Source organism: Streptomyces uncialis, assembly GCF_036250755.1.
GTDB lineage: Bacteria > Actinomycetota > Actinomycetes > Streptomycetales > Streptomycetaceae > Streptomyces > Streptomyces uncialis.
Window position 1 is genome coordinate 7,933,831 of sequence record NZ_CP109583.1, and the last position, 23,489, is coordinate 7,957,319.

The window sequence follows — 23,489 nt, forward strand, 5'->3', positions numbered from 1 at the left end:
GCCGGTGGGGGTGCTGGGGTCGGGCATGGCCGACAATCTACCGCCCCAACTACAGCTGTAGTACGGTCATCGAAGCGCTCACTACACCTGTAGTCCCTGGAGGGGTCATGACCGGTCGGCACGCCGTCGTCATCGGAAGCGGTATCGGCGGACTGACCGCCGCGGTCGCCCTGCACCGGCGCGGCTGGCGGGTCACCGTGCTGGAACGCGCCCCGTCCGTCGACCCCGTCGGCGCGGGGATCGGCCTGGCGCCCAACGCCCAACGGGCCCTGGACACCATCGGGCTCGGCGACGACATCCGCGCGCTCGCCGCCTGGCAGGGCGCGGGCGGGATGCGGACCCCCTCCGGCCGCTGGGTGGCCAGGCTGGACGCCGCTGCCGCCGCCGAACGCTTCGGCGGTCCGCTCGTCCTCCTCCACCGCGCCACCCTCGTGGACCGCATCGCCTCCCGGCTGCCCACCGGAACGATCCGTACCGCCACGCCCGCCGAACTCGTCGACCCCGGTGTCCCGGGCGGGGCGCCGGCCGTGGTCGGCACCCCCGCCGGGGAACTGCGGGCCGACCTGGTCGTCGGGGCGGACGGCATCCACTCCGCCGTCCGGCGCGTCCTCTTCCCCCGCCACCCGGGACCCCGGTACGCGGGCCTCACCGCCTGGCGGTTCGTCGCCCCCGCCCCCGAACTGCCCTTCGCACCGCACGAGACCTGGGGACGCGGCACCCTGTGGGGCTCCCATCCGATGAAGGACGGCCGTGTCTACGCCTACGCGGCGGCCCGGGCCCCCGAAGGGGCACACGCGCCGGACGAGCACGCGGAGTTGCTGCGCCGCTTCGGTGACTGGCACCACCCTGTCCCCGCGCTGCTCGACGCGGCGGCCGGTCTTCCCGTCCTGCGCCACGACGTCCACCACATGACGACCCCGCTGCCCGCGTTCCACCGGGGCCGGACCGTCCTGCTCGGCGACGCGGCGCACGCGATGGCGCCCACCCTCGCCCAGGGCGGCAACCAGGCGGTCGAGGACGGGGTGGTGCTCGCCTTCCACGCCGCGCCGGACGCCGATCCGGGCGCCGCGCTCGCCGCCTACACCGCCGACCGGCTCCCCCGCACCACCGCCGTCGTCCGCAGGGCCGCCCGGGTCGCCGCACTGGTCTCCCTCGACGGCCGGGCCGCCGTCGCCCTGCGCACCGGCCTGATGAGCGTGACCGCGCGGCTGATGCCGGGCGCGGTGCTGCGCGGCTTCGACGGGATCGCCGACTGGCGTCCACCACGGCACACGTATGCTGCCGGGGCACAGGACAACCCCCAGCACAGGAGACACATGTGAAGGTCGGCTGCATCGGACTCGGTGACATCGCACAGAAGGCGTATCTGCCGGTTCTCACCGTCCAGCCGGATGTGGAACTGCACCTTCAGACCCGCAACCCCGAGACCCTCCAGCGGCTCGCGGCGATCCACCACATCCCCGCGGCCCACTGCCACACCGACCTCGACGGGCTGCTCGCCCAGGGCATCGACGCGGCCTTCGTCCACGCCGCCACCCCCGCCCACCCGGCGATCGTCAGCAGGCTGATCGAGGCCGGTGTCCCGACCTATGTCGACAAGCCGCTCGCCTACGCGTACGCCGAGTCCGAGCGGCTGGTGCGTCTCGCGGAGGAGCACGGGGTCGCTCTCGCCGTCGGTTTCAACCGCCGTCACGCGCCGGGCTACGCGCAGTGCCTGGAGCGTCCGCGCGACCTGATCGTCATGCAGAAGAACCGGGTCGGCCAGCCGGAGGACCCGAGGACGTTCGTCCTGGACGACTTCATCCATGTCGTCGACACCCTGCGCTTCCTCGCCCCCGGCACCATCGACCACTTCGGCGTACGGGCCAGGACCGAGGGCGGGCTGCTCCACCATGTGGTGCTCCAGCTCGCGGGCGACGGCTTCACCGCCCTCGGGGTGATGAACCGGCTCAGCGGCTCCACCGAGGAGATCCTGGAGGTCGCGGGCCAGGACACCAAGCGTCAGGTCCTCAACCTCGCCGATGTGGTCGACCACCAGGGCCAGCCCAGTGTGCGACGGCGCGGGGACTGGGTGCCGGTGGCCCGCCAGCGCGGCATCGAGCAGGTGGTGACGGCGTTCCTCGACGACGTCCGCGCCGGACGGACCATCAGCGCGCGGGACGCGCTGGCGACCCATGAACTGTGCGAGCGGGTGGTCCTGGCGGTCGAGGAGCAGATCGCCGGCTGACCCGGTGGGCCGCGGCGCCCGCGCCGTGGCCGCCGAGCACCAGCAGCGCCGCGACGACGGGCCAGTCACCGAACCGCGCGTACGGGGTGGTGCCCGTCGCCAGCGGGACGTCGTACACCCGGGCCGCGCCGGCGTCCGTACCGAGCCATGGCCCGGCCCGCGCACCGTCCGGCCCGTACACCGCCGAGACACCCGTCAGCGTCGCGTGCACCACGGGACGGCCGCTCTCCGCCGCGCGCAGCGCCGCCAGGGACGCGTGCTGCGGCGGCGCCCAGCTCCCCTGGAACGACGAGGTCGCCGACTGGGCCACGAGCAGCCCGGCGCCGCTACGGGTGAGTCGGCGGCCCATGTCGGGGAACGCCGACTCGAAGCAGACCAGCGGACCGATCCGGAGCCCGCCGCGGACCTCCATCACCACCTGCCGGGTGCCCCGGACCCGGTCCTCCCCGGCCGCCTTGCCCACGGAGGTCGCCCAGCCCAGCAGGGAACGCGCCGGTACGTACTCACCGAACGGCACCAGCCGCATCTTGTCGTAGCGCTCACCCGTGGGGCCGTCCGGGCCGACCAGCACGGAACTCTTGCGGATGCCCGCCTCCGTACCGCCGGTGTCGGCGCTGCCGCGGGCGTCGACGTTCACCAGGACGTCCGCCCCCACCCGGCGGGACAGCGCGGCAATCCGGTCCGCGAGGTCCGGACGGCCGGTCAGATCGTGGCCCACACTGCTCTCGCCCCAGACGACCAGGTCGACGCCCTGTCCGGCCAGGGTCCCGGTGAGCTGTTCCGCGCGGGCGAACCGGGCGTCCGCCCCGCTGATCACCCCCGGCTGCACCACGGCCACCCGCGCTTCGCCGGAGCTCTGCGCGCGCGGCGCCCAGACCCAGGCGCCCGAGGTGAGCGCGACGACCCCCACCAGACCGGCCACGGCCGGGGTACGGGCGTCCCGCGCGGACCACAGCAGGGCGACGGCGGTGTTCACGGCGACCACGCACAGGCTCACCAGCCACACCCCGCCCAGCGAGGCCAGCCGCAGCGCGGGCGGCACCTGCCACTGGCTGGAGCCCAGCAGCCCCCACGGCCCGCCGAGCGCCTGCCAGGACCGCACCAGTTCGACCACGAGCCACGCCGACGGCAGGACGAGCAGCGCCGCCAGGGCACGCGCCCCGCCGGGGCGTCCGCCCAGCAGCCGCCGTACCAGCACTCCCCACGGCACCCACAGCAGACCGAGCAGGCCCGCGATCATCACGGTGAACACATGAAGGCTCGGCAGCAGCCAGTGATGCACCGCCAGCATGAAACCGAGCCCCCCGCACCAGCCGTCCCACCCGGCGCGGCGGGCCGTGGGCGCGCCGCGCGCCAGCAGCATCCACGGTACGAGGGCCACCGGGGCGAGCCACCACAGGGACGGCGCCGGGAAGGCCAGCGCGGGCAGGGCGCCCGCGAGTGCCGCCAGGGCGGAGCGCGACCACGGGCCGTCGAGCAGGCGCCCCGCGCGCTCACGCGGGGCGCGCCACCGCTCCTGGCCGAAGAATCCGTCCATGAGGGCGCCTTTCCGGGGTCGCCGGTGCCGTCGTCGGTCCTGTGCGTCCAGTGTGTGCGCTCGGCCCGCACCCGGCAGGCGCACCGCCGCGCGCGCGGGGGTGCGCTACCACGTGCCCGGGGTTCACGACCCGTGCGCGGGCGTGCATGACAGCTCTACGGGGTCACGACAGATCCGTGGGGGTCACGGTCCGTCCGTGGGGTCCTCCGGCTCGCGGACACGCCGCCACTTCTCCTGGACGACCACCGCGTGCAGCCGCCAGCCGTCGCGGGTGCGGCTCAGGGCGAAGCTGTAGCGGCCGCCGCACACGAAGTCCGGGGCGGTGGCCGCCGCGTCGCCCCCGGCCAGCCGCATCGGGTTCACGTAGTCGGCCTCCACCCGCGCGGTGTCGCCGTCGTCGTGCTCAAGGACGCCGAAACGCAGTCTGCGGTTGACGATGAGGTGCTGGCGTACGGCGAACCGTGCCAGGGTGTCGGCGAGCCACGTGGCGGTCTGCGCGGCGCTGCCCTCGATGCCTCCGGCCGAGCGGTGGTCGATCCGGCCGTCAGGGGTGAAGAGTTCCTGGTAGAGCGCCCAGTCGGCGTCGTCGACGGCATGGGCGTATTCGGTGATGAGGGCGTCGATGGCGAGGCGGTCCATCACGGTAGCGAGTTCTACGCGCTGCGTCATTGGATCAGTGTTGGTGAACCGGGCCTCCGCGCCAAGGGGCAAGAGCCCCTCGGCTACCAGCTTCTGATCTCACCCCGGACAGCGGCGGCCCATTCGGTGACGAGGGCCTCGTAGGTGCGCCGCTCCTCGACCGTCAGACGACCACCGGTCCGAAGCCAAAGGTCGCGGATCTGTTCGTTCAGCGACTCGGCGGAACGCACGCAACCGGAGTGCTCTTGGATGCGGGACATGACACGAAGCTTAGGCGCTCGTTCTGACGATCCGCTACGCCTTGCCTACAGATCATCACTGTACGCGAGGTGCTGCGGAGCGCTTTCGGGGGTGAACCTGCTGGTCAGCAGGGGTTACCGCCGGTTGGCGGGGCGTCAGGTCCCGACGAAGGCTGTGAGGGAACTCTCTCTTTCGAGGCCAATTCGTGAGGTCCGAGGGGGTTTTGTGCGCGCCCGCACGAGGTAGGCGAAGGGTCTTGCCGCCGCCCGCGGACACCGTCCGGCGCCCGCCGCGCCCCGCCGGACACCGTCCGGCGCCCGCCGCGCCCCGCCGGACGCCGTCCGGCGCGCGGCCGTTGCCCGTCCCCCGTTGCCCCGTCGGCGCGGTCGAGGCACCCCGCACGCCGTACCCGGGAGAGATCCGTCCTCAAGCGTCGCGCTTCCGCAGGACGTACGCGGCGGTGAGCGAGACCGCGCGGTCCTCGTCGTGCGACAGTTCCACCAGGGCACGGGACGCCGTGGCTCCCGGGATGTTCGCGAGCGCCTGCGCCAGCCGCCGACGCGTGGACGGTCCGGCGCCCTCGTGCGCGAGGCGGTCGACGAGCCCGGCGGCGATCCGGTCCGCCGACCCGGGACGGCTCGCCAGCGCGCCCAGCGCGTCGGCCGCCTCGACGTCGTTGGTCCCCTCGGCGACCATGGCGATGAGCGTCGGGACCGCGTCGGTCGCCCCCCGGGCCCCGAGTGCCAGAGCCGCGTATCCGCGGACCGCCATGTCGGGATGGGCGAGGGCGTCCCGCAGCAGCGCGGTCGCCTCGTCGTCCGGGATCTCGGTGAGGGACCGGACGGCACGCAGCCGCACCTCGGCCACCGGTGAGCCGAGGCCCTCCGCCAGCAGCGCCCCGCCGCCGTCCGATCGTGCCAGAGCCCATCGGAGGGCTCCGGCGACGTTCGGGTCCGACTCGGTCAGCACCGCCTCGACCAGTGCCTCCACCGGCACCGGGACCTCGTCGGAGGAGGACAGGGCCGCCCTCTGACGGGTGCCGGGGCTCTCCGAACCCAGCGCCTGGAGAAGCGCGACGACCTGGAGGACGTCCTGCCAGCCACCGGGCTCCGCGGCCCCGATCCGGCGCAGCCGGGTCAGCAGTTCCGTCTCACGGGCGATACGGTCCCGGGTCCGGTGGACGAGATCGTCCACGAGCGCGGAGGGCGCGAAGCCGGGATCGTCGAGCGCCTGCCCGACCTCGCGCAGCGACAGCCCCAGGGACCGCAGGCTCTCGACGTGGAAGATCCGCCGGATGTCCTCGCCGGAGTACTCGCGGTACCCGGCGCCGCTACGACCCGTCGGCCGCACCAGCCCGAGCGAGTCGTAGTGCCTGAGCATGCGGGCGCTGACCCCTGACCGCCGGGCCACCTCACCGATCAGCACCGGCTCTCAGCCTTCCTGACCGGCCGCGCCCAGGGCCACGACGCGCTTCGCCTCTTCGACCGCGGACTCGAACCCGGCGTCCGGATCGCGCAACAGCCGTTCCGTGGCGACCGCGTGCGCGCGCACCCCGGGGTCGGGAGCCGTCGCCGCGGCGCGCAGGAGCGGCACGATCACCTCACCGAGCGCGGTCAGCGCCCGGCTGAGGCTCAGCCGCATGTCACGTCCGCCGCGCCCGAGCCGCGCCGTCAGCGCCGTCGCGAGCCCCGCTTCCTCGCCCTCGGGTACGAGCGCGACCGCCGCCCGCCAGGCGCTCCGGGCCACCTCGTCGTCGGCGTCGGACAGCAGCGCCGGTGTGATCGCCGGCCACGCCGACCGGTCCCCGATCTTGGACAGCGTGTGCAGCGCCTGGCTCCGTGCCTGCGCGCGCTCCGAACGGACCTCTTCGAGCAGCGCCGGGACCGTCGTGGACGCGGGATGGCGGGTGAGTGCCCACGTCAGTGCCTCGCGTACCTGGAAATCGGGTTCGACCGCGCACCGTGCGACGAGCGTGCCGACGAACCGCGGGTCAGGGCTCGTACCGACCGCCAGCGTCACCCTCAGCCGCACCGACGGGCGGCTGTCCTCCAGTCCCCGAAGAACTCGGATCGTCTCCGCGTCCTGTTGCGGCACGGTCATCGGAACCACCTCCTCGACACAGTGAAGACCTTGTCACCGTGTCAAGGTCAACGGCACGGCGACGCCATCGGGCACGCCGAGCGTGGGCACGCCGAGCGGGGGACGGGGAACGGGGAACGCGGGCCCAGGGCGTCAGCGCAGGGGCGCGTCCGTGACCTTGCCCGTGAGGTGCGGGCCCTCCAGCCACTCGTACCCCTTCAGACAGGACATCCGCATCCGCAGCGACTCCTCCGGTTCGGCCGGTGTGTCGGCGATCGTGGGTACGGACACCTCGGTGCTCGTCACGCCCGCCGGGAGGCCGAGCCAGAGGGAGGGGCTGTCCGTGGACAGGGGCCGTTCCGGGTCGGCGGTCAGGCCGAGGCCGGAGAGCCATTCCGTGTCGACGTCCGTCGTGGACAGTTCCGTACCCTCGTCCACCGGCAGGAGGTCGAACCGGCTGTCGATGACCGTGTCGGCGGGCTGGGACAGCTCCACCCTCCAGGTGAGCTTCTGTCCCTCGGTGACCGAGCCGGCGACCGGGGTCACAGTGACCGTGGGCATCGGATCGTCGTTCTCGACGAGCAGTCCCCCGGAGGCGCTGCCGACCACCGCGCCGTGTACGGCCTTGGCCGCGATCTCATGGTTGACGTCGAGGGCGTAGCGGGGGTTGCCCGCCACCGTGATCGATGTCTCCGGGGAGTCGGCGGCCTTCACCGTCACGGTGCGGATCGTGGACCCGCCGGTCCTCGGATCGAGAACGGCGAGCTTGATCACGCCGGTGCCCTTCCCGGTGACCCGGACGGGCACACGGTAGGTGAGGCTGCCGGAGTCGCCCTCCTTGACCGTCAGCCGGCCGATGTCGACACGCGGAAGGGGGACGGGGGCCACCGCCGGGGTGCCGGGACGCCAGCCCCAGGCGTCCATCAGCCAGAACTCGCCGGAGCCGCCGCGCGGGGTGAGCTCCAGCGACCGTGTCCGCTTGAGGTCGATCCCGGCGCCTACGGCCGCCTTCAGCGGCACCCGGACCTCTCGCGCCCAGTGTCCGGGTGTCAGACCGGCGCCGGGAACGCCGTTGACGGTGACCTGACCGAGCCTCACCCGCCGGCCGGAGGTGTCGGTGAGGGCGACGTCGAGCCGGGTGCCCCGGGTGTTCGGCGGCACGATCACCCGCAGGGCGAGAGACTCGGAGCCCGCCAGTGAGAAGGCGCGCTCCGGTGTCAGCCGGACCGGGGTGCCCGGCCGGGTCCAGCGGGCCGTGACCGCGCCTCGGCCCGGTTCGTCACCGAAGACCGACCAGGACGCGAAATGCGGCGACCCGCCGGACCCGGAACCCGTCAAACAGGCTTGGGCGGTGTCCGTCGTGATCTGCCGGCACACCCGCCCGTTCGTCACCGGGAGCGGGGCGTCGGGCGTGATCGCCGGGGTGCGGTTCCCGCCGACCGCGTGGGTCAGCACCTGGACGGGTCCGGCCGAGGGCGCGCTCCGGCCGGAGCCGTCGAGCAGCGGGCGGACCCGGTCGTCGCCCGCGAGGAAGAGCCGCGCCGCGGCGGCGATGTACGTGGTGCCCGCGGCCTGCTGCCGTTCGGCGCTCAGCCGGGTCGGGGCCCCCGTCGAGCAGACCGGATCGGTGTCGTCCCAGACATCGTCGAAGGCCGGGACCTCGGACCGGCCGGGCGCCCACTCCGTGTTGAAGTAGTTGTGGTTGGCGCCGACCATGTACACCGCGCTGTGCAGTGCCGTACCCCGGCCGATACCCCGGGTGCCGTCGACGTAGAGCTGTCCCTGGAGATCGCTCACATCACCGTCGCAGCCCGGCAGGACGGTCATGGAGGGCACGTCCGGCGTGGGGTTCTGGCCGAAGTTGGTGGGGCCGATCAGTACGGTGCCGCGGATGCGCCAGTTCACCGGCCCCTGGTAGCCGTCCTCGGCGGGCGGCGGCGGGGAGACGCTGTCGAGGGCCGCCCGGTTGACGCCCTCGCCGCCCCGGGAGTGGCCGACGAGCAGGACCTTGGAGAGGTCGGCGGGCTTCGTCGCGCGTACGGCCGCGGGGGCCTCGGCGGGGTTCGCGCCCCACTCCGCCCAGCGGGCGAGATGCTGACGCACCAGGGAGGAGCGGGCCTGCGCCCCGAGGTCGGCCGCGCGGTAGTCCTGCGCGTTGACGCCGTTCGCGGAGACGGAGACCGTCACATACCCCTGGGACGCCAGCCGCCGCTGGTCGTGCAGATGGCCGCGGTAGCTCGGGACCTCCTGGTGACCCGGCTTGCACGGCCAGCCGAAGGCGGCGCTGCTCTCGCCCGGCTTGTAGCAGGTGGCGGTGCGGCCGTGGAGGAAGAGTGCGAGCGGTCGCTTGCCCGGCGCGTCCGTCGGACCGACGACCGTGGCACGCATCTCCACCGGCTCGGCGTAGCCCGGCAGCCGCACGGCCTTCAGCTCGTACTCACCGCTGGTGGTGCGGTACTTCCCCGCGGTACCGGGGTCGACCGCGTTCGCGGGGAACGGCGCCGGGGGCTTCGCCGGGGCGGGCGAACGCCGTTGCGCGGACGGCCGGTCGGCGCCCGCGGCGTCCAGCCGCCGTGAACCGGCGACCGCCTGGAGTTCGCTCACCGGTCCGGTCCGCACCCCGTCGAGGCGGAGCCGGAAGGTGCGGTGGTCGGGGGAGGGCATCGGGACACCGAGGGTCCGCCCACCCGACCGGAACTCGACCCGGGCACCGCCCGTGCCCACCGGTTCCGGCGAGCTCCAGACCAGTTCCCCGCCCTGGAATCGCCACCCTTCCGGCAGCCGCTCGGCGGAGGCTCCCGGAGGAGCGCCGGGTATGGACTCGGCGGGCGGCTGCGCGTGCGCCTGCCCCGGCGGCGTACCCGCCGCGAGCGCCAGGACCGCCAAGGCGGCTGTCAGCGCGCGTGAGACCTGTCTCACGGTGGTGTCTCCTCGTTCTCGTCGTGCTTCGGTGCCCCAGGAATCCCAGGGGCACCCCCCGCACCGAGGAGATGCCGACGTGCCGTCATCGGTTGTCCGGCCCCGCGTGCCCTGACAGGAGTCGGACACGAGGCTGACAGGTCCCACACAGGTGGCGACCACCGCCGATGTCAGTGGTCGCCCCTAGGCTGTAGGCAACATCAGTCCATGCTGGCTGCGTGAGCTGAGAGGTCCCGTCCCGGCTGGACAGCGCCTCCGGGACGGGACCGGCATTCCCGCCACCGCGCCTCCGCGCGTCCCGGCCGGGGCCGCCCGCTCAGTGCCCCGACTCGCCCGCGTGCGGGCTGAGCACACCGGCTCCCACCAGGATGAACAGCACGATGCCCAGGGCGATCCGGTAGTAGACGAACGGCATGAAGCTCTGGGTAGTGATGAAACGCATGAACCACGCGATGACCGCATATCCGACAAAGAAGGCGATAAGGGTCGCGAACACCAGTGGCCCCCAGGACACATGACCCTCGCCCGCGTCCTTCAGCTCGTAGGCCCCCGAGGCGAGGACCGCCGGGATGGCCAGCAGGAACGAGTAACGCGCCGCCGACTCACGGGTGTAGCCCATCAGCAGTCCGCCGCTGATCGTCGCGCCGGACCGGGACACCCCGGGGATCAGTGCCAGGGCCTGGCAGAAGCCGAAGATCAGACCGTCCCTGACGCCGAGTTCCCGGAGCGTCTTGCGGGGCCGGGCCGCCCGGTGTTTGCCGCCGCTCTCGTCCCGTGCCGCCAGCCGGTCCGCGACACCGAGGATCACACCCATGACGATCAGGGTGGTCGCGATCAGCCGCAGATCGCGGAACGGCCCCTCGATCTGGTCCTTGAGGGTGACCCCCAGCACCCCGATGGGCAGCGAGCCGATGATGACCAGCCAGCCCATCTGGGCATCATGGTCGCCGCGCATCGACTTGTCCGTCAGCGACCTGAACCACGCCCGTACGATCCGGGTGATGTCCTCCCGGAAGTAGATCAGCACCGCGGTCTCCGTACCGATCTGGGTGATCGCGGTGAACGCGGCCCCCGGGTCCTCCCAGCCGGCGAACGCGGCGGTCAGCCGCAGATGCGCGCTGGAGGAGATGGGGAGGAACTCGGTCAGCCCCTGGACGAGTCCGAGGACGAAGGCTTCGAACCAAGACATGAAGTAACGGAATCCCGTGCTGATCGGTGCCTGGTCGCGGGACGCGCGAACCGGAGACGGAGACGGACGATGGTGGACCGGAGCGGGAGCCGGAGCCGGAGCCGGACGGTCCGGGGAGTGGCGGGGCGGGAGCGGTGGCCCGCGTGTGCGCGGGCTCATCCGGGCGACTGGGTGACTGGGTGACGACGTGGGAACGCTAGGGTCCCCGGGTGAACGGCGGCCCTCCGGAGGCTGACGCGGGGCCGTACGGGACACGAGCGCGCGCGTACCGGTGTCCGTACCCTCGCGGGACCACCCTGGCCGCCTGCCGCCTGCCGCCTGCCGCCTGCCGCCTGCCGCCTGCCGCCTGCCGCCTGGGCCCGACCGCCGTCGAGGAGGACCGTCGGCCGGTCCGCCCGCGTACGGCCCGCACGCGTCACCCCCGTACGCCCCGCCCAGGTCCATCGCCGCCCGGTTCCCGACCAGGTCCGTTTCCGACCGGGCCGCTCCCACCCGGGTCCGGCGCCGCCCCGGGTCCGGCCCGGGGCCTCAGCGTGGCCGGGACCGCGCGTGCAGGGTCCGGGCGACCCGGGGTCCCAGCCACCGCTTGAACCGGCGTGCTGACTCCAGCCGCCCCGCCGCGCGGTCGAGCCGGTAGTACAGCCCCGGCGGTACATGCGGAAGCAGCGGCGAGTGCCGCTGGCCGAGCAGCGCGAACATCCGCTCGGGCGGCAGCCGCATGTAGCGCGGCAGGTTCTCGTACCACTCGGCGCTGTAGCGCGCCGCGCTCTGCGCGGACAGCAGGGCGGACCGCCGCTCCCGCTCGTAGCGCGCCAGCGCGGGCCGCAGCTCGGGCGAGCCCCGCAGCGCGGCGGCCAGCGCCATCGCGTCCTCCAGCGCCAGGGTCGTGCCCGCGCCGATGGAGTAGTGCGTGGTGTGGGCGGCGTCCCCCAGCAGCACGAGGTTGTCCCGGTACCAGGCCCGGTTGGTGACCGTGCGGAACGTCAGCCACTGGGCGGTGCCGTCCCGCTGCTCCCGGCCGATCAGCCCGTGCCCGTCCAGCACGTCCGCGAACAGCTTCTCCAGGGTGTTGAGCCCCTCCGCCTCGTCGGCGCGGTCCAGACCGAGGCCGCGCCAGGTCGCGGGGGAGCACTCGACGACACAGGTGCTCCGGCCGGCGTCGAAGGGGTAGCCGTACGCCCAGATCCAGCCGTGCTCCGTCGGCACGAACGCGAAGGTGAACGACGGGAAGACCTTCGTCGTGCCGAGCCAGGCGTAGACGTTGCGTCCGGCGGTGACCTCGGTACCGAAGTGGTCCCGGTGGCGGTCGCGCAGGACGCTGTTCACCCCGTCCCCGGCCACCACGAGATCGGCCGGGGGCGGCTCGCCGACCTCGTCCTCGAACACCACCCGCACCCCCAGCGCACGCGCGCGTTCGGTCAGCAGACCGAGCACGGTCCGGCGGCCGATCCCGAACCCCTCGTCACCGGGCTGGACGGTCGTGAAGTCCCCGACACGCGCCACCCCCTGGTGCCAGCTGACGGAGTGTTCGGCGATGGCCCGCGCGGACTCGGGGTCCCCGGCCCGCAGCCGCTCCAGCAGCGCGCTCCAGTAGGTGACGCCCCAGCCGTACGTCGATCCGGCCGGGTTGCGTTCGTGGACGGTGATGTCATGCGACGGGTCCTGCCGCTTCATCAGGATCGAGAAGTACAGTCCGGCGGGCCCGCCGCCGACGCAGGCGACCTTCACACGCGCTCCCATGAGTGACACAAGGTGAATGATGGGCAACGCAGAGTAGCAGTAGGCAGGTGTGGCCGAACGGCTCCCCCGCGCGCGAAGAGAGCCTGCCGATCAGAAGCCGGGGAACCGCGCGAGCGTGAGCCGCAGAAGCGTGCTGGGTGCGAGCCGGGGAACCGTGCTGGGCGTGAACCGGAGAAGTGCGCCGAGAGTGAGTCGGGGACCGCGCGAGCGTGAACCGGGAGGTGCGCCGAGAGTGGGTCGGGGACCGTGCTGAGCGCGGGTCAGCAGTCCCGCAGCTGATGCCGCTTGCGCCAGGCGACCACCGCGCCCGCCAGCCCGGACAGCGCGATGAACCCCATCGCGATCAGGAATCCCGGCGAGGTCGGGGTCTGCGCGCGGTCACCCGCGATCACATACGCGGCCGTGTTCGGGACCGTTCCCAGCGCCGTCGCGAGCAGGAACGGCGTCCACCCCATCCGGGACACCGAAGCGCAGTAGTTCGCCGCGACGAACGGCACTCCCGGGAACAGCCGCACCGCCAGCATCGAACGGAAGCCGTGTCTGCTGAGCTGTCCGTCGGCCGCCGTCAGCCAACGGCCCCGGAGCAGCGGGCGCAACGCGTCCTGCCCCAGCACCCGGCCCAGCCCGAACGACATCCCCGCGCCCAGCACCGTGCCCGCCACCGCGGCGGCCAGCCCGAACTGCGAGCCCAGCAGCGCGCCGGCCGCGAGGTTCAGCAGCGGACGCGGCACGAACGCCACCGTGCACAGCCCGTACGCCACCGCGAAGGCCGTCGCCGCGGCGACACCGCCGAGTTGTGGTGGCCAGCCGTCGGCGAGCACCTTCTGCGGCTCGAACAGCAGCATCGCCGTCGCCGCGCCCGCCAGCAGGACCACCAGCAGGGAGAGCCGCGACCAGGGTGACAACAGGACGCCCGACCACCGCGCGGCGGCACTCTTCGGCGCTGCGCCGCCGACCGGCGCGGGAGGGAGAACCGTGGTGTCGAGCATCCGGGGAGATTAACCGACACCCGCATATGATCGCCGTAGGGTGCATGCGATCGCGGTCCTCGCACCGGGCGTGAGCTGCGGGAATCCGCCGAGTGAGGTTGCCGACACCGCCGCCGGACCGCCCTTCGCCGCCTTCGCCGCCCTCCGCCCCGCCCCCTTCCTGGTCGTCCTCCCGGTCCGGCACGGCGGCGGGTGAAGGTAAATCATTCGACGCCCGCGGCCCGTTCGGCGAGTATCTAGCCATGTTCCGGCACGCCTTCCTCCTCGCAGCATCCGCAGCAGCGGATGCCCGGAAGGCTGCCGTCCACGTCCTGCTCGCAAGCGTCGACGGCGCTCGAAGCTGACCCTCCCCGGATCGTCCGGCGGACCCCTCAGGGGGAGGGTCGGAAGGGCTGAGGGGTCCGAAGGTCCGGCAGCCGTGCTCCCGGACCTCACACGCTTTACCTCCTGACGCGAGACGCGAGGAATCCCCATGTCCAAGACGGCATACGTGCGCACCAAGCCGCATCTCAACATCGGCACCATGGGCCATGTCGACCACGGCAAGACCACCCTGACCGCCGCGATCACCAAGGTGCTCGCCGAGCGCGGCAGCGGCACCTACGTCCCCTTCGACCGGATCGACCGGGCGCCGGAGGAGGCCGCGCGCGGCATCACCATCAACATCGCGCACGTCGAGTACGAGACCGACACCCGCCACTACGCCCATGTCGACATGCCCGGCCACGCCGACTACATCAAGAACATGGTCACGGGTGCCGCGCAGCTCGACGGCGCGATCCTGGTCGTCTCCGCGCTCGACGGGATCATGCCGCAGACCGCCGAGCACGTCCTGCTGGCCCGTCAGGTCGGCGTCGACCACATCGTCGTCGCCGTCAACAAGGCGGACGCGGGCGACGAGGAGCTGACCGACCTCGTGGAGCTGGAGGTACGGGAACTGCTCTCCGCGCACGGGTACGGCGGGGACACCGTGCCCGTCGTCCGGGTCTCCGGGCTGCGCGCGCTGGAGGGCGACCCCCGGTGGACGGAGTCGATCGGCGCGCTGCTCGACGCCGTGGACACGTATGTGCCGCTGCCCGAGCGGTACATCGACGCGCCGTTCCTGCTCCCCGTCGAGAACGTGCTCACCATCACCGGCCGCGGCACCGTCGTGACCGGTGCGGTGGAGCGCGGCACGGTACGGGTCGGGGACCGCGTCGAGGTGCTGGGCGCCGGTCTCGAATCGGTGGTCACCGGGGTGGAGACCTTCGGCAAGCCGATGGACGAGGCGCAGGCCGGGGACAATGTCGCGCTGCTGCTGCGCGGGGTGGCGAGGGACGCGGTGCGCCGCGGGCACCTCGTCGCGGCGCCCGGCAGTCTGGCCCCCAGCAGCCGTTTCACCGCCCAGGTGTACGTGCTGTCGGCCGCCGAGGGCGGCCGGACCACCCCGGTCACCACCGGGTACCGGCCGCAGTTCTACATCCGCACCGCGGATGTCGTCGGGGACATCGACCTCGGCGAGGCGGCCGTGGCCCGGCCCGGCGACACCGTCACGGTGACGGTCGAGCTCGGCCGGGAGGTGCCGCTGGAGCCGGGGCTCGGCTTCGCGATCCGGGAGGGCGGCCGGACGGTCGGCGCGGGGACGGTGACCCGGGTCGGCTGACCCACCGGCGCGGACGGCCCGCCGACGGCCCTTCGGGGAACCGTCGGCGGGCCGTCCTGCCCCGGACCGGAACGGGCCGCCCCCGCGCCCGGACGCGGCGCGGGGCCGCACAATGGACGGGTGGACGACCCCGACCCCGACCCCGACCCCGACCCCGACCCCGACCCCGACCCCGACCCCGTACCCGTACCCGTCATCCGAGCCGTCGACCACGGCACCGCGCGGCTGCTGCCCGATATCGACCGGGAGCGGGCCTGGCTGCTGACCGTCGACGGCTCACCCCAGTCGTACGTCGACCTCGACGACCCCACCCATCTGGAATTCGAGTACGTCCGCCGCCTCGGACACGTCGTCGACACCGCCGCCCCGCCCGGCCGTCCGCTCGACGTGATCCATCTGGGCGGCGGGGCCCTCACCCTGCCCCGCTACACCGCCGCCACCCGGCCCGGTTCCCGTCAGCGGGTCGTGGAGTTCGACGGCGCCCTCGTCGCCCTGGTCGCGGAGCATCTGCCGCAGAGCGACCCGGACGGGGTCCGGACGCACACCGCCGACGCGCGCGGCTGGCTGGAGGCGGCGCCCGGGCGCTCCGCCGATCTGCTGGTCGCCGATGTGTTCGGCGGTTCCCGGGTACCCGCGCACCTCACCTCCGTCGAGTACGCGCGGGCGGCGGAACGCGTTCTGCGCGAGAACGGGCGGTACGCGGCGAACCTCGCCGACGGGGCGCCCTTCACCTTCCTCCGCTCCCAGCTGGCGAACTTCGCGGCGGTGTTCGGGGAGCTCGCACTCATCGCCGAGCCGTCCGTGCTGCGCGGACGCCGGTTCGGCAATGTCGTCCTGCTCGCCTCGCACGCCCCGCTGCCCGTCGCGGAACTGGCCCGGCGTACGGCCGCCGACGGGTTCCCCGCGCGTGTGGAGCACGGTACGGCCCTGCGGCGGCGGACCGGGGACGCGGCCGTGGTGCGGGACGCGGACGCCGTCGGCTCGCCCGAGCCGCCGGGCGGGACCTTCCGGGTCGGCTGACCGGCGTCCCGGTCAGCCGCGTCCGCCCGCGTCCGACGCCCCGTCCGCCGGTGCCTCACCGGCGGTGGCGGCGGCGGGATCGCGGGGGACCCCCGGGCCCGTGCCGGCCGTGAGCGGTTCCCGGGGCAGCGCCGCCGCCTTCGGGGCGTCGGCCGCCGGCCGGTGGGACAACCGCCGGACGTCCGGGACGAGCAGCACCGCCGCCGTCACCAGCACCACCAGCACGGCGCAGCCCCACAGTGCCTCGGAGCGGCCGAACGCGCTCTCCGCCGGGCCCGCCAGGGCGGTGAAGACGGGAACCATGCCGACCGAACCGAACCAGTCGTACGCGGACACCCGGGAGAACTTCTCCTCCGGGATCTCCTGGTGCAGCGTGGTGATCCAGGCGACGCCGAACACCTCGATCGCCACGCCGCTCACGAACATCACCGCGACCAGCCCGGCGATCGGCAGGGGCACCGCCAGCGCGGCGGACGGCAGCGCCAGCGTGAACACGGCCAGGCTGCCCACGAACAGCAGCCGCCGCGGCTTCCAGCGCATCATCACCAGGGCCCCGACGAGCGTCCCGACACCGAAGGCGCCGAGCGCGAAGCCCCAGGGCGCCGCGCCGCCCAGCTCCTCCCGGGCCACCAGCGGGCCGTAGACGGCCTCGGAGACCGTGATCACCGCGACCACGACGGAGAACTGCGCCACGATCGACCACAGCCACGGCCGTCCGATCACCTCGTGCCAGCCGTCCCGCAGATCGGCGGCCAGCCCGTTGCCCGGTTCCCGCGGCGGGATGTGCCGGACGTCCAGGAACGCGCGCAGCGCCCCGGCGAGGGCGAAGGCGGCGGCGTCCACCGCGAGGACCCAGCCGGGACCCATCGCGGCGACCATCGCCCCGCCGAGCGCGGCTCCGCCGATGCCCGCGCCGTGCATGGCCATCCGGTACAGGGCGAAGGCGCGGCCGGCCTGTTCGCCCGAGACGGAGGACATCAGCATGCCCTCGGAGGCGGGCGAGAAGAACGCGTGCCCGGCGCCGCCGAGGGCGGACAGCAGCATCATCTGCCAGAGTTCGGCGCGGCCGGTGATGACGAGGGCCGCGAACACCGCCTGCGACACACAGTTCACGGCGTTCGCCGCGACCATCACCCGGTGTCGGGGCAGCCGGTCGGCGACGGCGCCGCCGATCAGCAGGAAGAGCACCAGCGGCACGGTGCGCGCCGCGGCCACGAGTCCCACGTCACCGCTGCCGCCGCCCGACTCGATCACGGCGAACGCCGAGGCGATCAGGGCGCCGTGGCTGCCGAGGTTGGTGAAGACGGTGGCGACGGTGAGCAGGATGTAGTTGCGACCGGCCCAGGGCGGCCGGCGCTGACGTGGCGGCGGTGAGTTCACCCAGGGACTATCGCGGCGGGCCGACCCGGATTCAACCGAATTGCCGTGTCGCGGGCGGACGTGGCGTGATCGCGCCCGGCGCCCGCGGCGGAGGCCTCGCGGCACTCGCGGACGGACGGGCTCCGGGAGCGGTCACCCGCCCACCGGAGGCCGTCCGGGCAGCCGTTCGCTGCGGGGACCGCCGCCCGGGCGGCCGTCCGGCGGACCGTCCCGGAGGAGCGGCGACGAGCCGTCCGACCGGAACGGCCCGAGGGGTCAGTCCGTCGGTTCGCCGTGCAGCCGGACCGTCTTGAGGATCTCGGTGATCAGGCTGTCCGGGACCTCGTCCTTGACGCCCTTGGCGCCGTAGAGGTTCCAGGCGACGAAGTCACCCTTGGAGTTCTTGAAACCGAAGGAGACGGCCTTGCCGTCGCTCGCGCACTTGCCCTTCCGGGGAGTGTTCGTGGACTCCGCGCGCGCGATGCTGCCCTTGATCCCGGACGTGGTGGTGAAGGGCTTGCCCTTCTTGTCGGTGCGCATGCTCTTCTTGTCCGGCTGCGTGTAGCCGCCGTAGACCCACCACGGCACCTGGTTGACCGCGGCCTCCTCGGCGTCCTTGGCACCGTTCGCGCCCTTGGTGCCGACGGTGGCGAGCGAGGTGCTGTCCTTGTTGCCGTCCTTGTCGTCGTCCGACTCGCACCATTTGGACTTGAGGTACGCGGGCGCCGACATCACGATCAGCGGCTTGATCTCCTTGGAGTCCTTCTCCTCGAACCCCACCGACATCCCGGGCGAGTCGACCTCCCAGTCGGCCGGCACGTCGAAGGCCACCCCCCGCTTGGGGTTGTAGACGACCTTCCAGCCCGCGACGGTCGGCTTGATGTCGTCGCCCCCGCGCGGGTTGTCCTCGGCGGACTCCTCCGGCGCCACCTCCGGGGCGGAGGAGACGGGCCGCTCGGACGGCTTCTTGTCGCCGCCCTTCTGGGCCGTCTCCTTGCCGTCCTCGTCGCCGCCCAGCACCAGGAACCCGGTGACCCCGGCGGCGACCACGACGGCCACCGCCGCCACCAGGGCGACGAGCTTCGTCCTCCTGCCGTCGTCACCCGGCGGGGGAGGGCCCGGAACGGCCGGTCCCGCCGGGACCGTCGGCGCCCCCCAGGGCGGCTGCTTGTCCGGCGGCCCCGCGTAAGGGCCCGGCTGCTGCTGATAGCCGGGCTGCTGGTACGGATTGGGCTGCTGATATCCCGGCTGCTGGTACGGGTTGGGATTCGGCTGTTGCGGGTTCTGCTCGCCCCCGGGCGGCTGCTGTCCTGGCCACATGGGCAGTAACCATAGTGGCGCCGGGCAACGACCTTGTCACCGGCACTTGACGGGTACGTGCCGAACGGTCCGGCCCGCGAGGTCTGGCCAACTCTTCTTACCGGTGGGTAACATTCGGTCATGAGCGCTGACCAGATGTCCATCGGCGAGATGCTCGCCGCCACCGTCCCGATGGCCCGCACCCTCAACCTGGAGTTTCTGGAGACCGGTGCGGACAAGGCGGTGGTCGCGCTGCCCGACCAGGGCGACTTCCACAACCACGTCGGCGGCCCGCACGCCGGGGCGATGTTCACCCTGGGGGAGTCGGCCAGCGGCGCCATCGTGCTCGCCGCGTTCGGCGCGCAGCTCTCCCGGGCCGTGCCGCTCGCGGTGCGCGCGGAGATCGCCTACCGGAAGCTGGCCATGGGGCCGGTGACGGCCACCGCGACCCTGGGCCGCCCCGCCGCCGACGTGATCGCCGAACTGGAAGCCGGGGGCCGCCCCGAGTTCCCCGTCACCGTCGAGATCCGGCGCGAGGACGGCGCGGTCACCGGGGAGATGACCGTCGTCTGGACCCTGCGCCCCCACGCCTGACCCGCCGGAACTCGGCCGCGCTACGCCTGACCGGCGCCTCGGGTGCCTCCGCCGTCATGGCCGTCACGGTCGTCGTCGCCGTCCCCGGTGCCGTCCCGGTCGGCGGTCCGTTCCGTGTGCGCCTCCTCGTGCGCGCGCGCCAGCTCCATGTAGAGCGTGCCGTTCAGGGTGATGCCCGCCCGCTCCTCGTCCGTGAGGGGGCGGCGCACCTTGGCCGGCACCCCGGCCACCAGCGAACCGGGCGGTACCACCATCCCCTGCGGGACGAGGGCCTGCGCGGCCACCAGCGAACCGGCCCCGATCACGGCGCCGTTGAGGACGGTCGCGCCCATCCCGATCAGGGCGTCGTCCTCGATCGCGCACCCGTGGACGACCGCGTTGTGGCCGATGGTGACCCGCTCGCCGATGACCACCGGGAAGCCCGGGTCGACATGGACCGTGCAGTTGTCCTGGACGTTGCTGCCCGCCCCCAGGACGATCGGCCCGCAGTCGCCGCGCAGCACCGCGCCGTACCAGACGCTCGCCCCCGCGCGCACGGTCACCTCGCCGACCACGACCGCCGTGGGCGCGACGAACGCGCCCGGGTCCACCTCGGGGCTCTTGCCGCCCACCGCCACGATCAGTGCCCGTCCGGCCATGACTGCCTCCTCGTCGTCGCTGCGCGCATGCGCTCACCGGCACGGTAGGCGACCCGCCGGGCGCCGGGCCCGGCGGGTGGGGTGAAGATCACAGCGGGCCGCGCTCCGGCCCCCCGGTCCCGTGAGTACGGTGTGCGGGTGCCGAACAACCGCGATACGCGTCCCCTCCCCGGCCGGCGTCCGGGCCGCTGGCCGCACCGGCTCGCGCAGCGGGTGGTGCGGGGCGGCTGGGCCTGGGCGCAGCGGTTCGGCGCGATCACCGACGAGCATCCCGGGCGGCTGCGGTTCGGCGCCATCGGTACGGGCACCCGGCTGGCGTTCCCGCAGGGCACCGTCTTCGGGGAGCCGTGGATCCAGCTCGGCGCCCACTGTGTCATCGGGGAACAGGTCACCCTGACGGCCGGTCTGATGCCCGGTCTCGACCTCGGCCCCGAGCCGATCCTGCGGATCGGTGACGGTGTCGTACTGGGCCGGGGCAGCCATGTCGTCGCCGACACGGCGGTCACCATCGGCGCGCAGTGCTACGTCGGTCCCTATGTCTATGTGACGTCGACCAATCACTCCTACGACGACCCGGCGGAGCCGATCGGCAAGCAGTGGCCGCGGATGGAGCCGGTGGAGATCGGGCCCGGCTGCTGGATCGGCACCGGCGCGGTGATCCTGCCGGGTACCCGGATCGGACGGAACGTGGTCGTCGCGGCGGGAGCGGTGGTCCGCGGCGAGGTGCCCGACCACTCGGTGGTGGCGGGCGCGCCCGCGCGCGTGGTCCGGCGCTGGACCCCCGGGGAGGGCTGGCAGCCGCCCCTGCGGACACCCGCGCCGGTACCCATCCCGGAGGGCATGACACCGCAGCAGTTGATGGCCCTCGCGGAGCTGGAGTCGGACACCGGCGGGACGTGACCCGTCCGCCTGCCCGGACCCGGGGCGCCGCCGCGGGCTGTCCTCGCCGGCCTCGAAGTACAGTGCGGTGGACCAGGTGACCACCTCACGGTAGTTCTATGTGTTGCACCCTGCCATTAAAGATATTGGACGGAATGTGTCGGATCTCGACCAGCTCACACAGTCCCTCGCGCGCAATCTCAAGCGCTTGCGCGGCGAACGTGGCTTCACCCTGGACGTCCTCGCCACCCGCTCCGGTGTCAGCCGGGGGATGATCATCCAGATCGAGCAGGCCCGGACGAACCCCAGCGTCGGGACCACCGTGAAACTCGCGGACGCGCTGGGCGTCAGCATCAGCACCCTCCTCGACCAGGACCAGGGGCCGCTGGTGCAGCTCGTGCCCGCCGAGCGCGCGGTGCGGATGTGGTCCACCGAGGCGGGCAGCCACACCTCCCTGCTCGTGGGCACCGACCGGCGCGGCCCGCTGGAGCTGTGGGCATGGCGGCTGATGCCCGGCGACGGCAGCGCGTCCGACCCGCACCCGGGCGGAACCATGGAACTGCTGCATGTGACAGCCGGGGAGCTGACCCTCGTCGTGGACGGCGTCCCCTACCCGATGCCCGCCGGGACCTCCGCCACCTTCGAGGCCAACGTGCCGCACATCTACCGCAACGACGGTACCGAGGTGGTCGAGATGACCATGGCCGTCGCGGTCCCGCCCGCGCGGTGAACGGTCTCGCGGGACGCCTTCGCTTGCGCCGCCGGGTCCGTCCACCTGAGCCCACTCGCTCCGGTGCGGGCCGTCCGTGGCCGCGCAGTTCCCCGCGCCCCTGAGGTCACCTCGGGTGGGCGTCCCTTGCTCCTGTGCGGCTCGAACGTGGGTGCGCAGTTCCCCGCGCCCCTGAAGGGGCGCCTCCCTGCACGTTCAAGGTCGACGGAGGCGCCCCGAAGGGGCGCGGGGAACTGCGCGAAGACGAGGGCGAACCCGCACGCGATCAGCGACCGAGCGGGGCAGCATCCAGGGGCGCGGGGAACTGCGCGAAGACGAGGGCGAACCCGCACGCGATCAGCGACCGAGCGGGGCAGCATCCAGGGGCGCGGGGAACTGCGCGAAACGCGAGGGCGGCCCCGCACCCGAAGTGCGACGGACCGGGGCAGCATCCAAGGGGCGCGGGGAACTGCGCACCCATGAACGGCCCGCACCGGACTATGTGGGCCCAGGTGGACGAACCCCGGGGCGCAAGCGAAGGCGGCCCGCACCGGACTACGTCGGCCCAGGTGGACGAACCACGGACATGCGTCAGCCCATGCGGGGGATCTCGATCGCCGGGCAGCGGTCCATCACCATCGCCACGCCCGCCGCCCGGGTGCGGGCGTACGCCGCCTCGTCCACCACACCCAGCTGGAACCACACCGCCTTCGCCCCCTTCGCCACGGCCTCGTCGGCCACCGCGCCCGCCAGGTCCGCGTTCACGAACACATCCACCACGTCGACCTCGAACGGGATGTCCGCCAGCGTGGTGTACCCCCGCTCGCCATGGACCGTCTCCGCCTTCGGATGGACCGGGACGATCCGCTTCCCGAACCGCTGAAGGATCCGCGCCACCCCGTACGCGGCCCGCGACTCGTTGTTCGACAGGCCCACCACGGCCCAGGTGTCCCCCGACTCCGTAAGGATCTTCTCCACTGCCGCCTGGTCGCCGTACATGGCACGCCTCCTCGGATCACTGCTGCTGCCACCACGGCAACGAACCACCGTGCCCGGGGATTCCCGCCCCGCCCCCTGGCGTCCCGCCGCGGACACACCGCATACGCTGGGCCGATGCAGGACGAGTACCGCACCGTCGCCCAGGAGGGCGTGCACGAGACCGAGATCAACCGCTCGCGTTTCCTGTGCGCGCTCGCACCCGCGGCCACCGAGGAGGAGGCCCAGCGGTTCATCGCGCGGGTCCGCAAGGAGCACGCCGACGCCACGCACAACTGCTACGCCTACGTCATCGGCGCCGACGCCTCCGTCCAGAAGGCGAACGACGACGGCGAACCGGGCGGCACCGCGGGCGTCCCCATGCTCCAGATGCTGCTGCGCCGGGACATGCGGTACGTCGTCGCCGTCGTCACCCGCTACTACGGCGGGGTCAAACTGGGTGCGGGCGGGCTGATCCGGGCGTACGGCGGATCGGTCGGCGAGGCCCTCGACACCCTCGGGACGCTGACCCGGCGGCGCTTCCGGCTGGCCACCGTCACCGTCGACCACCAGCGCGCGGGCAAACTCCAGAACGAGCTGCGCGCCACCGGCCGCGAGGTGCGCGACGTGCGTTACGGCGAGGCGGTCACCATCGGGATCGGGCTGCCGGACGCCGACGTGGCCGCGTTCCGCGCCTGGCTCGCCGACGCGACCGCGGGCACCGCCGTCCTCGAACTCGGCGGCGAGGCGTACGGGACGGCCTGAGACCCCCGATTCCGATGGTGTCGGCCCGCGCGGAACGGGCACGCCCCGAC

The 23,489-nt window shown here is 73.3% G+C and carries 22 protein-coding genes; 9 read left to right on the top strand and 13 right to left on the bottom strand.

Annotated elements, in window-relative coordinates; genetic code table 11:
- Positions 1–107: 107 nt before the first annotated feature.
- Positions 108–1,322 (top strand): FAD-dependent monooxygenase, encoded by a 1,215-nt coding sequence (locus OG711_RS33215; RefSeq protein WP_329562241.1) that lies wholly within the window; start codon positions 108–110, stop codon positions 1,320–1,322.
- Positions 1,319–2,227 carry a Gfo/Idh/MocA family protein gene (locus tag OG711_RS33220; RefSeq protein ID WP_073794868.1) on the top strand — a complete coding sequence of 303 codons (909 nt, stop codon included), beginning with the start codon at positions 1,319–1,321 and terminating at the stop codon, positions 2,225–2,227. Before OG711_RS33215 ends, OG711_RS33220 begins: the two co-directional genes overlap by 4 nt.
- On the opposite strand, the gene lnt is transcribed toward OG711_RS33220, so the two are convergent.
- The 9 genes from lnt to OG711_RS33265 all read right to left on the bottom strand — a co-directional run bounded on the left by lnt (position 2,148) and on the right by OG711_RS33265 (position 13,559).
- Complete coding sequence (gene lnt, locus OG711_RS33225) at positions 2,148–3,764, bottom strand: apolipoprotein N-acyltransferase (RefSeq protein ID WP_329562243.1); 1,617 nt, start codon at positions 3,762–3,764, stop codon at positions 2,148–2,150. The genes OG711_RS33220 and lnt overlap by 80 nt on opposite strands.
- A 183-nt stretch (positions 3,765–3,947) precedes the next feature.
- Complete coding sequence (locus OG711_RS33230) at positions 3,948–4,433, bottom strand: nuclear transport factor 2 family protein (RefSeq protein WP_329562245.1); 486 nt, start codon at positions 4,431–4,433, stop codon at positions 3,948–3,950.
- A gap of 53 nt (positions 4,434–4,486) precedes the next feature.
- Complete coding sequence (locus OG711_RS33235) at positions 4,487–4,663, bottom strand: hypothetical protein (protein ID WP_178391197.1); 177 nt, start codon at positions 4,661–4,663, stop codon at positions 4,487–4,489.
- 406 nt (positions 4,664–5,069) lie between these two features.
- Complete coding sequence (locus OG711_RS33240; protein ID WP_329562249.1) at positions 5,070–6,068, bottom strand: HEAT repeat domain-containing protein; 999 nt, start codon at positions 6,066–6,068, stop codon at positions 5,070–5,072.
- 6 nt (positions 6,069–6,074) lie between these two features.
- On the bottom strand, positions 6,075–6,743 hold the full coding sequence (locus OG711_RS33245; RefSeq protein WP_073794857.1) for a HEAT repeat domain-containing protein: 669 nt from the start codon (positions 6,741–6,743) through the stop codon (positions 6,075–6,077).
- Positions 6,744–6,875: 132 nt separating this feature from the next.
- Positions 6,876–9,641, bottom strand: a complete 2,766-nt coding sequence (locus tag OG711_RS33250) for an alpha/beta hydrolase (protein WP_329562255.1) — start codon at positions 9,639–9,641, stop codon at positions 6,876–6,878.
- A 316-nt stretch (positions 9,642–9,957) separates the two neighbouring features.
- Positions 9,958–10,830 (bottom strand): undecaprenyl-diphosphate phosphatase, encoded by an 873-nt coding sequence (locus tag OG711_RS33255; protein ID WP_266512846.1) that lies wholly within the window; start codon positions 10,828–10,830, stop codon positions 9,958–9,960.
- Positions 10,831–11,358: 528 nt separating this feature from the next.
- Entirely contained in the window at positions 11,359–12,570 is a 1,212-nt protein-coding gene (locus OG711_RS33260) for an FAD-dependent monooxygenase (protein ID WP_329562257.1), read from the bottom strand.
- Positions 12,571–12,830: 260 nt separating this feature from the next.
- The gene (locus OG711_RS33265) at positions 12,831–13,559 is read right to left on the bottom strand and encodes a TVP38/TMEM64 family protein (RefSeq protein WP_073794847.1); all 729 of its coding nucleotides are present in this window, start codon (positions 13,557–13,559) and stop codon (positions 12,831–12,833) included.
- Positions 13,560–13,599: 40 nt separating this feature from the next.
- On the opposite strand from OG711_RS33265, the gene OG711_RS33270 reads away from it, so the two are divergent.
- From OG711_RS33270 to OG711_RS33280, 3 genes are all read left to right on the top strand, one after another.
- Positions 13,600–13,755 (top strand): hypothetical protein, encoded by a 156-nt coding sequence (locus tag OG711_RS33270; protein WP_329562259.1) that lies wholly within the window; start codon positions 13,600–13,602, stop codon positions 13,753–13,755.
- Positions 13,756–14,031: 276 nt separating this feature from the next.
- A complete protein-coding gene (gene tuf, locus OG711_RS33275; RefSeq protein ID WP_073794845.1) occupies positions 14,032–15,201 on the top strand; it encodes an elongation factor Tu in 1,170 nt (389 codons plus the stop codon).
- A 195-nt stretch (positions 15,202–15,396) separates the two neighbouring features.
- Positions 15,397–16,221, top strand: coding sequence for a spermidine synthase (locus OG711_RS33280; RefSeq protein ID WP_329564206.1), 825 nt, complete (start codon positions 15,397–15,399; stop codon positions 16,219–16,221).
- Between the two features lie 12 nt (positions 16,222–16,233).
- Here OG711_RS33280 and OG711_RS33285 read toward each other — a convergent pair whose 3' ends face one another.
- Positions 16,234–17,601 (bottom strand): MFS transporter, encoded by a 1,368-nt coding sequence (locus tag OG711_RS33285; RefSeq protein ID WP_329562261.1) that lies wholly within the window; start codon positions 17,599–17,601, stop codon positions 16,234–16,236.
- A gap of 255 nt (positions 17,602–17,856) precedes the next feature.
- Positions 17,857–18,900, bottom strand: a complete 1,044-nt coding sequence (locus OG711_RS33290) for a hypothetical protein (protein WP_266512832.1) — start codon at positions 18,898–18,900, stop codon at positions 17,857–17,859.
- Positions 18,901–19,035: 135 nt separating this feature from the next.
- Between OG711_RS33290 and OG711_RS33295 the strand changes: the two genes are divergently transcribed.
- On the top strand, positions 19,036–19,473 hold the full coding sequence (locus OG711_RS33295; RefSeq protein ID WP_266517933.1) for a DUF4442 domain-containing protein: 438 nt from the start codon (positions 19,036–19,038) through the stop codon (positions 19,471–19,473).
- 20 nt (positions 19,474–19,493) lie between these two features.
- Here OG711_RS33295 and OG711_RS33300 read toward each other — a convergent pair whose 3' ends face one another.
- Positions 19,494–20,111: a gamma carbonic anhydrase family protein gene (locus tag OG711_RS33300; RefSeq protein ID WP_329562263.1), complete on the bottom strand. Its 618-nt coding sequence runs from the start codon at positions 20,109–20,111 to the stop codon at positions 19,494–19,496.
- 138 nt (positions 20,112–20,249) lie between these two features.
- Between OG711_RS33300 and OG711_RS33305 the strand changes: the two genes are divergently transcribed.
- Together OG711_RS33305 and OG711_RS33310 are read left to right on the top strand one after the other, a co-directional pair.
- Entirely contained in the window at positions 20,250–21,011 is a 762-nt protein-coding gene (locus tag OG711_RS33305) for an acyltransferase (RefSeq protein ID WP_329562265.1), read from the top strand.
- A gap of 136 nt (positions 21,012–21,147) precedes the next feature.
- Positions 21,148–21,720 carry a helix-turn-helix domain-containing protein gene (locus OG711_RS33310; protein WP_073794833.1) on the top strand — a complete coding sequence of 191 codons (573 nt, stop codon included), beginning with the start codon at positions 21,148–21,150 and terminating at the stop codon, positions 21,718–21,720.
- Positions 21,721–22,290: 570 nt separating this feature from the next.
- Here OG711_RS33310 and OG711_RS33315 read toward each other — a convergent pair.
- The gene (locus OG711_RS33315; protein ID WP_329562267.1) at positions 22,291–22,698 is read right to left on the bottom strand and encodes a CoA-binding protein; all 408 of its coding nucleotides are present in this window, start codon (positions 22,696–22,698) and stop codon (positions 22,291–22,293) included.
- 114 nt (positions 22,699–22,812) lie between these two features.
- Between OG711_RS33315 and OG711_RS33320 the strand changes: the two genes are divergently transcribed.
- On the top strand, positions 22,813–23,439 hold the full coding sequence (locus tag OG711_RS33320; RefSeq protein WP_073794828.1) for a YigZ family protein: 627 nt from the start codon (positions 22,813–22,815) through the stop codon (positions 23,437–23,439).
- The last annotated feature ends 50 nt before the right edge of the window (positions 23,440–23,489 follow it).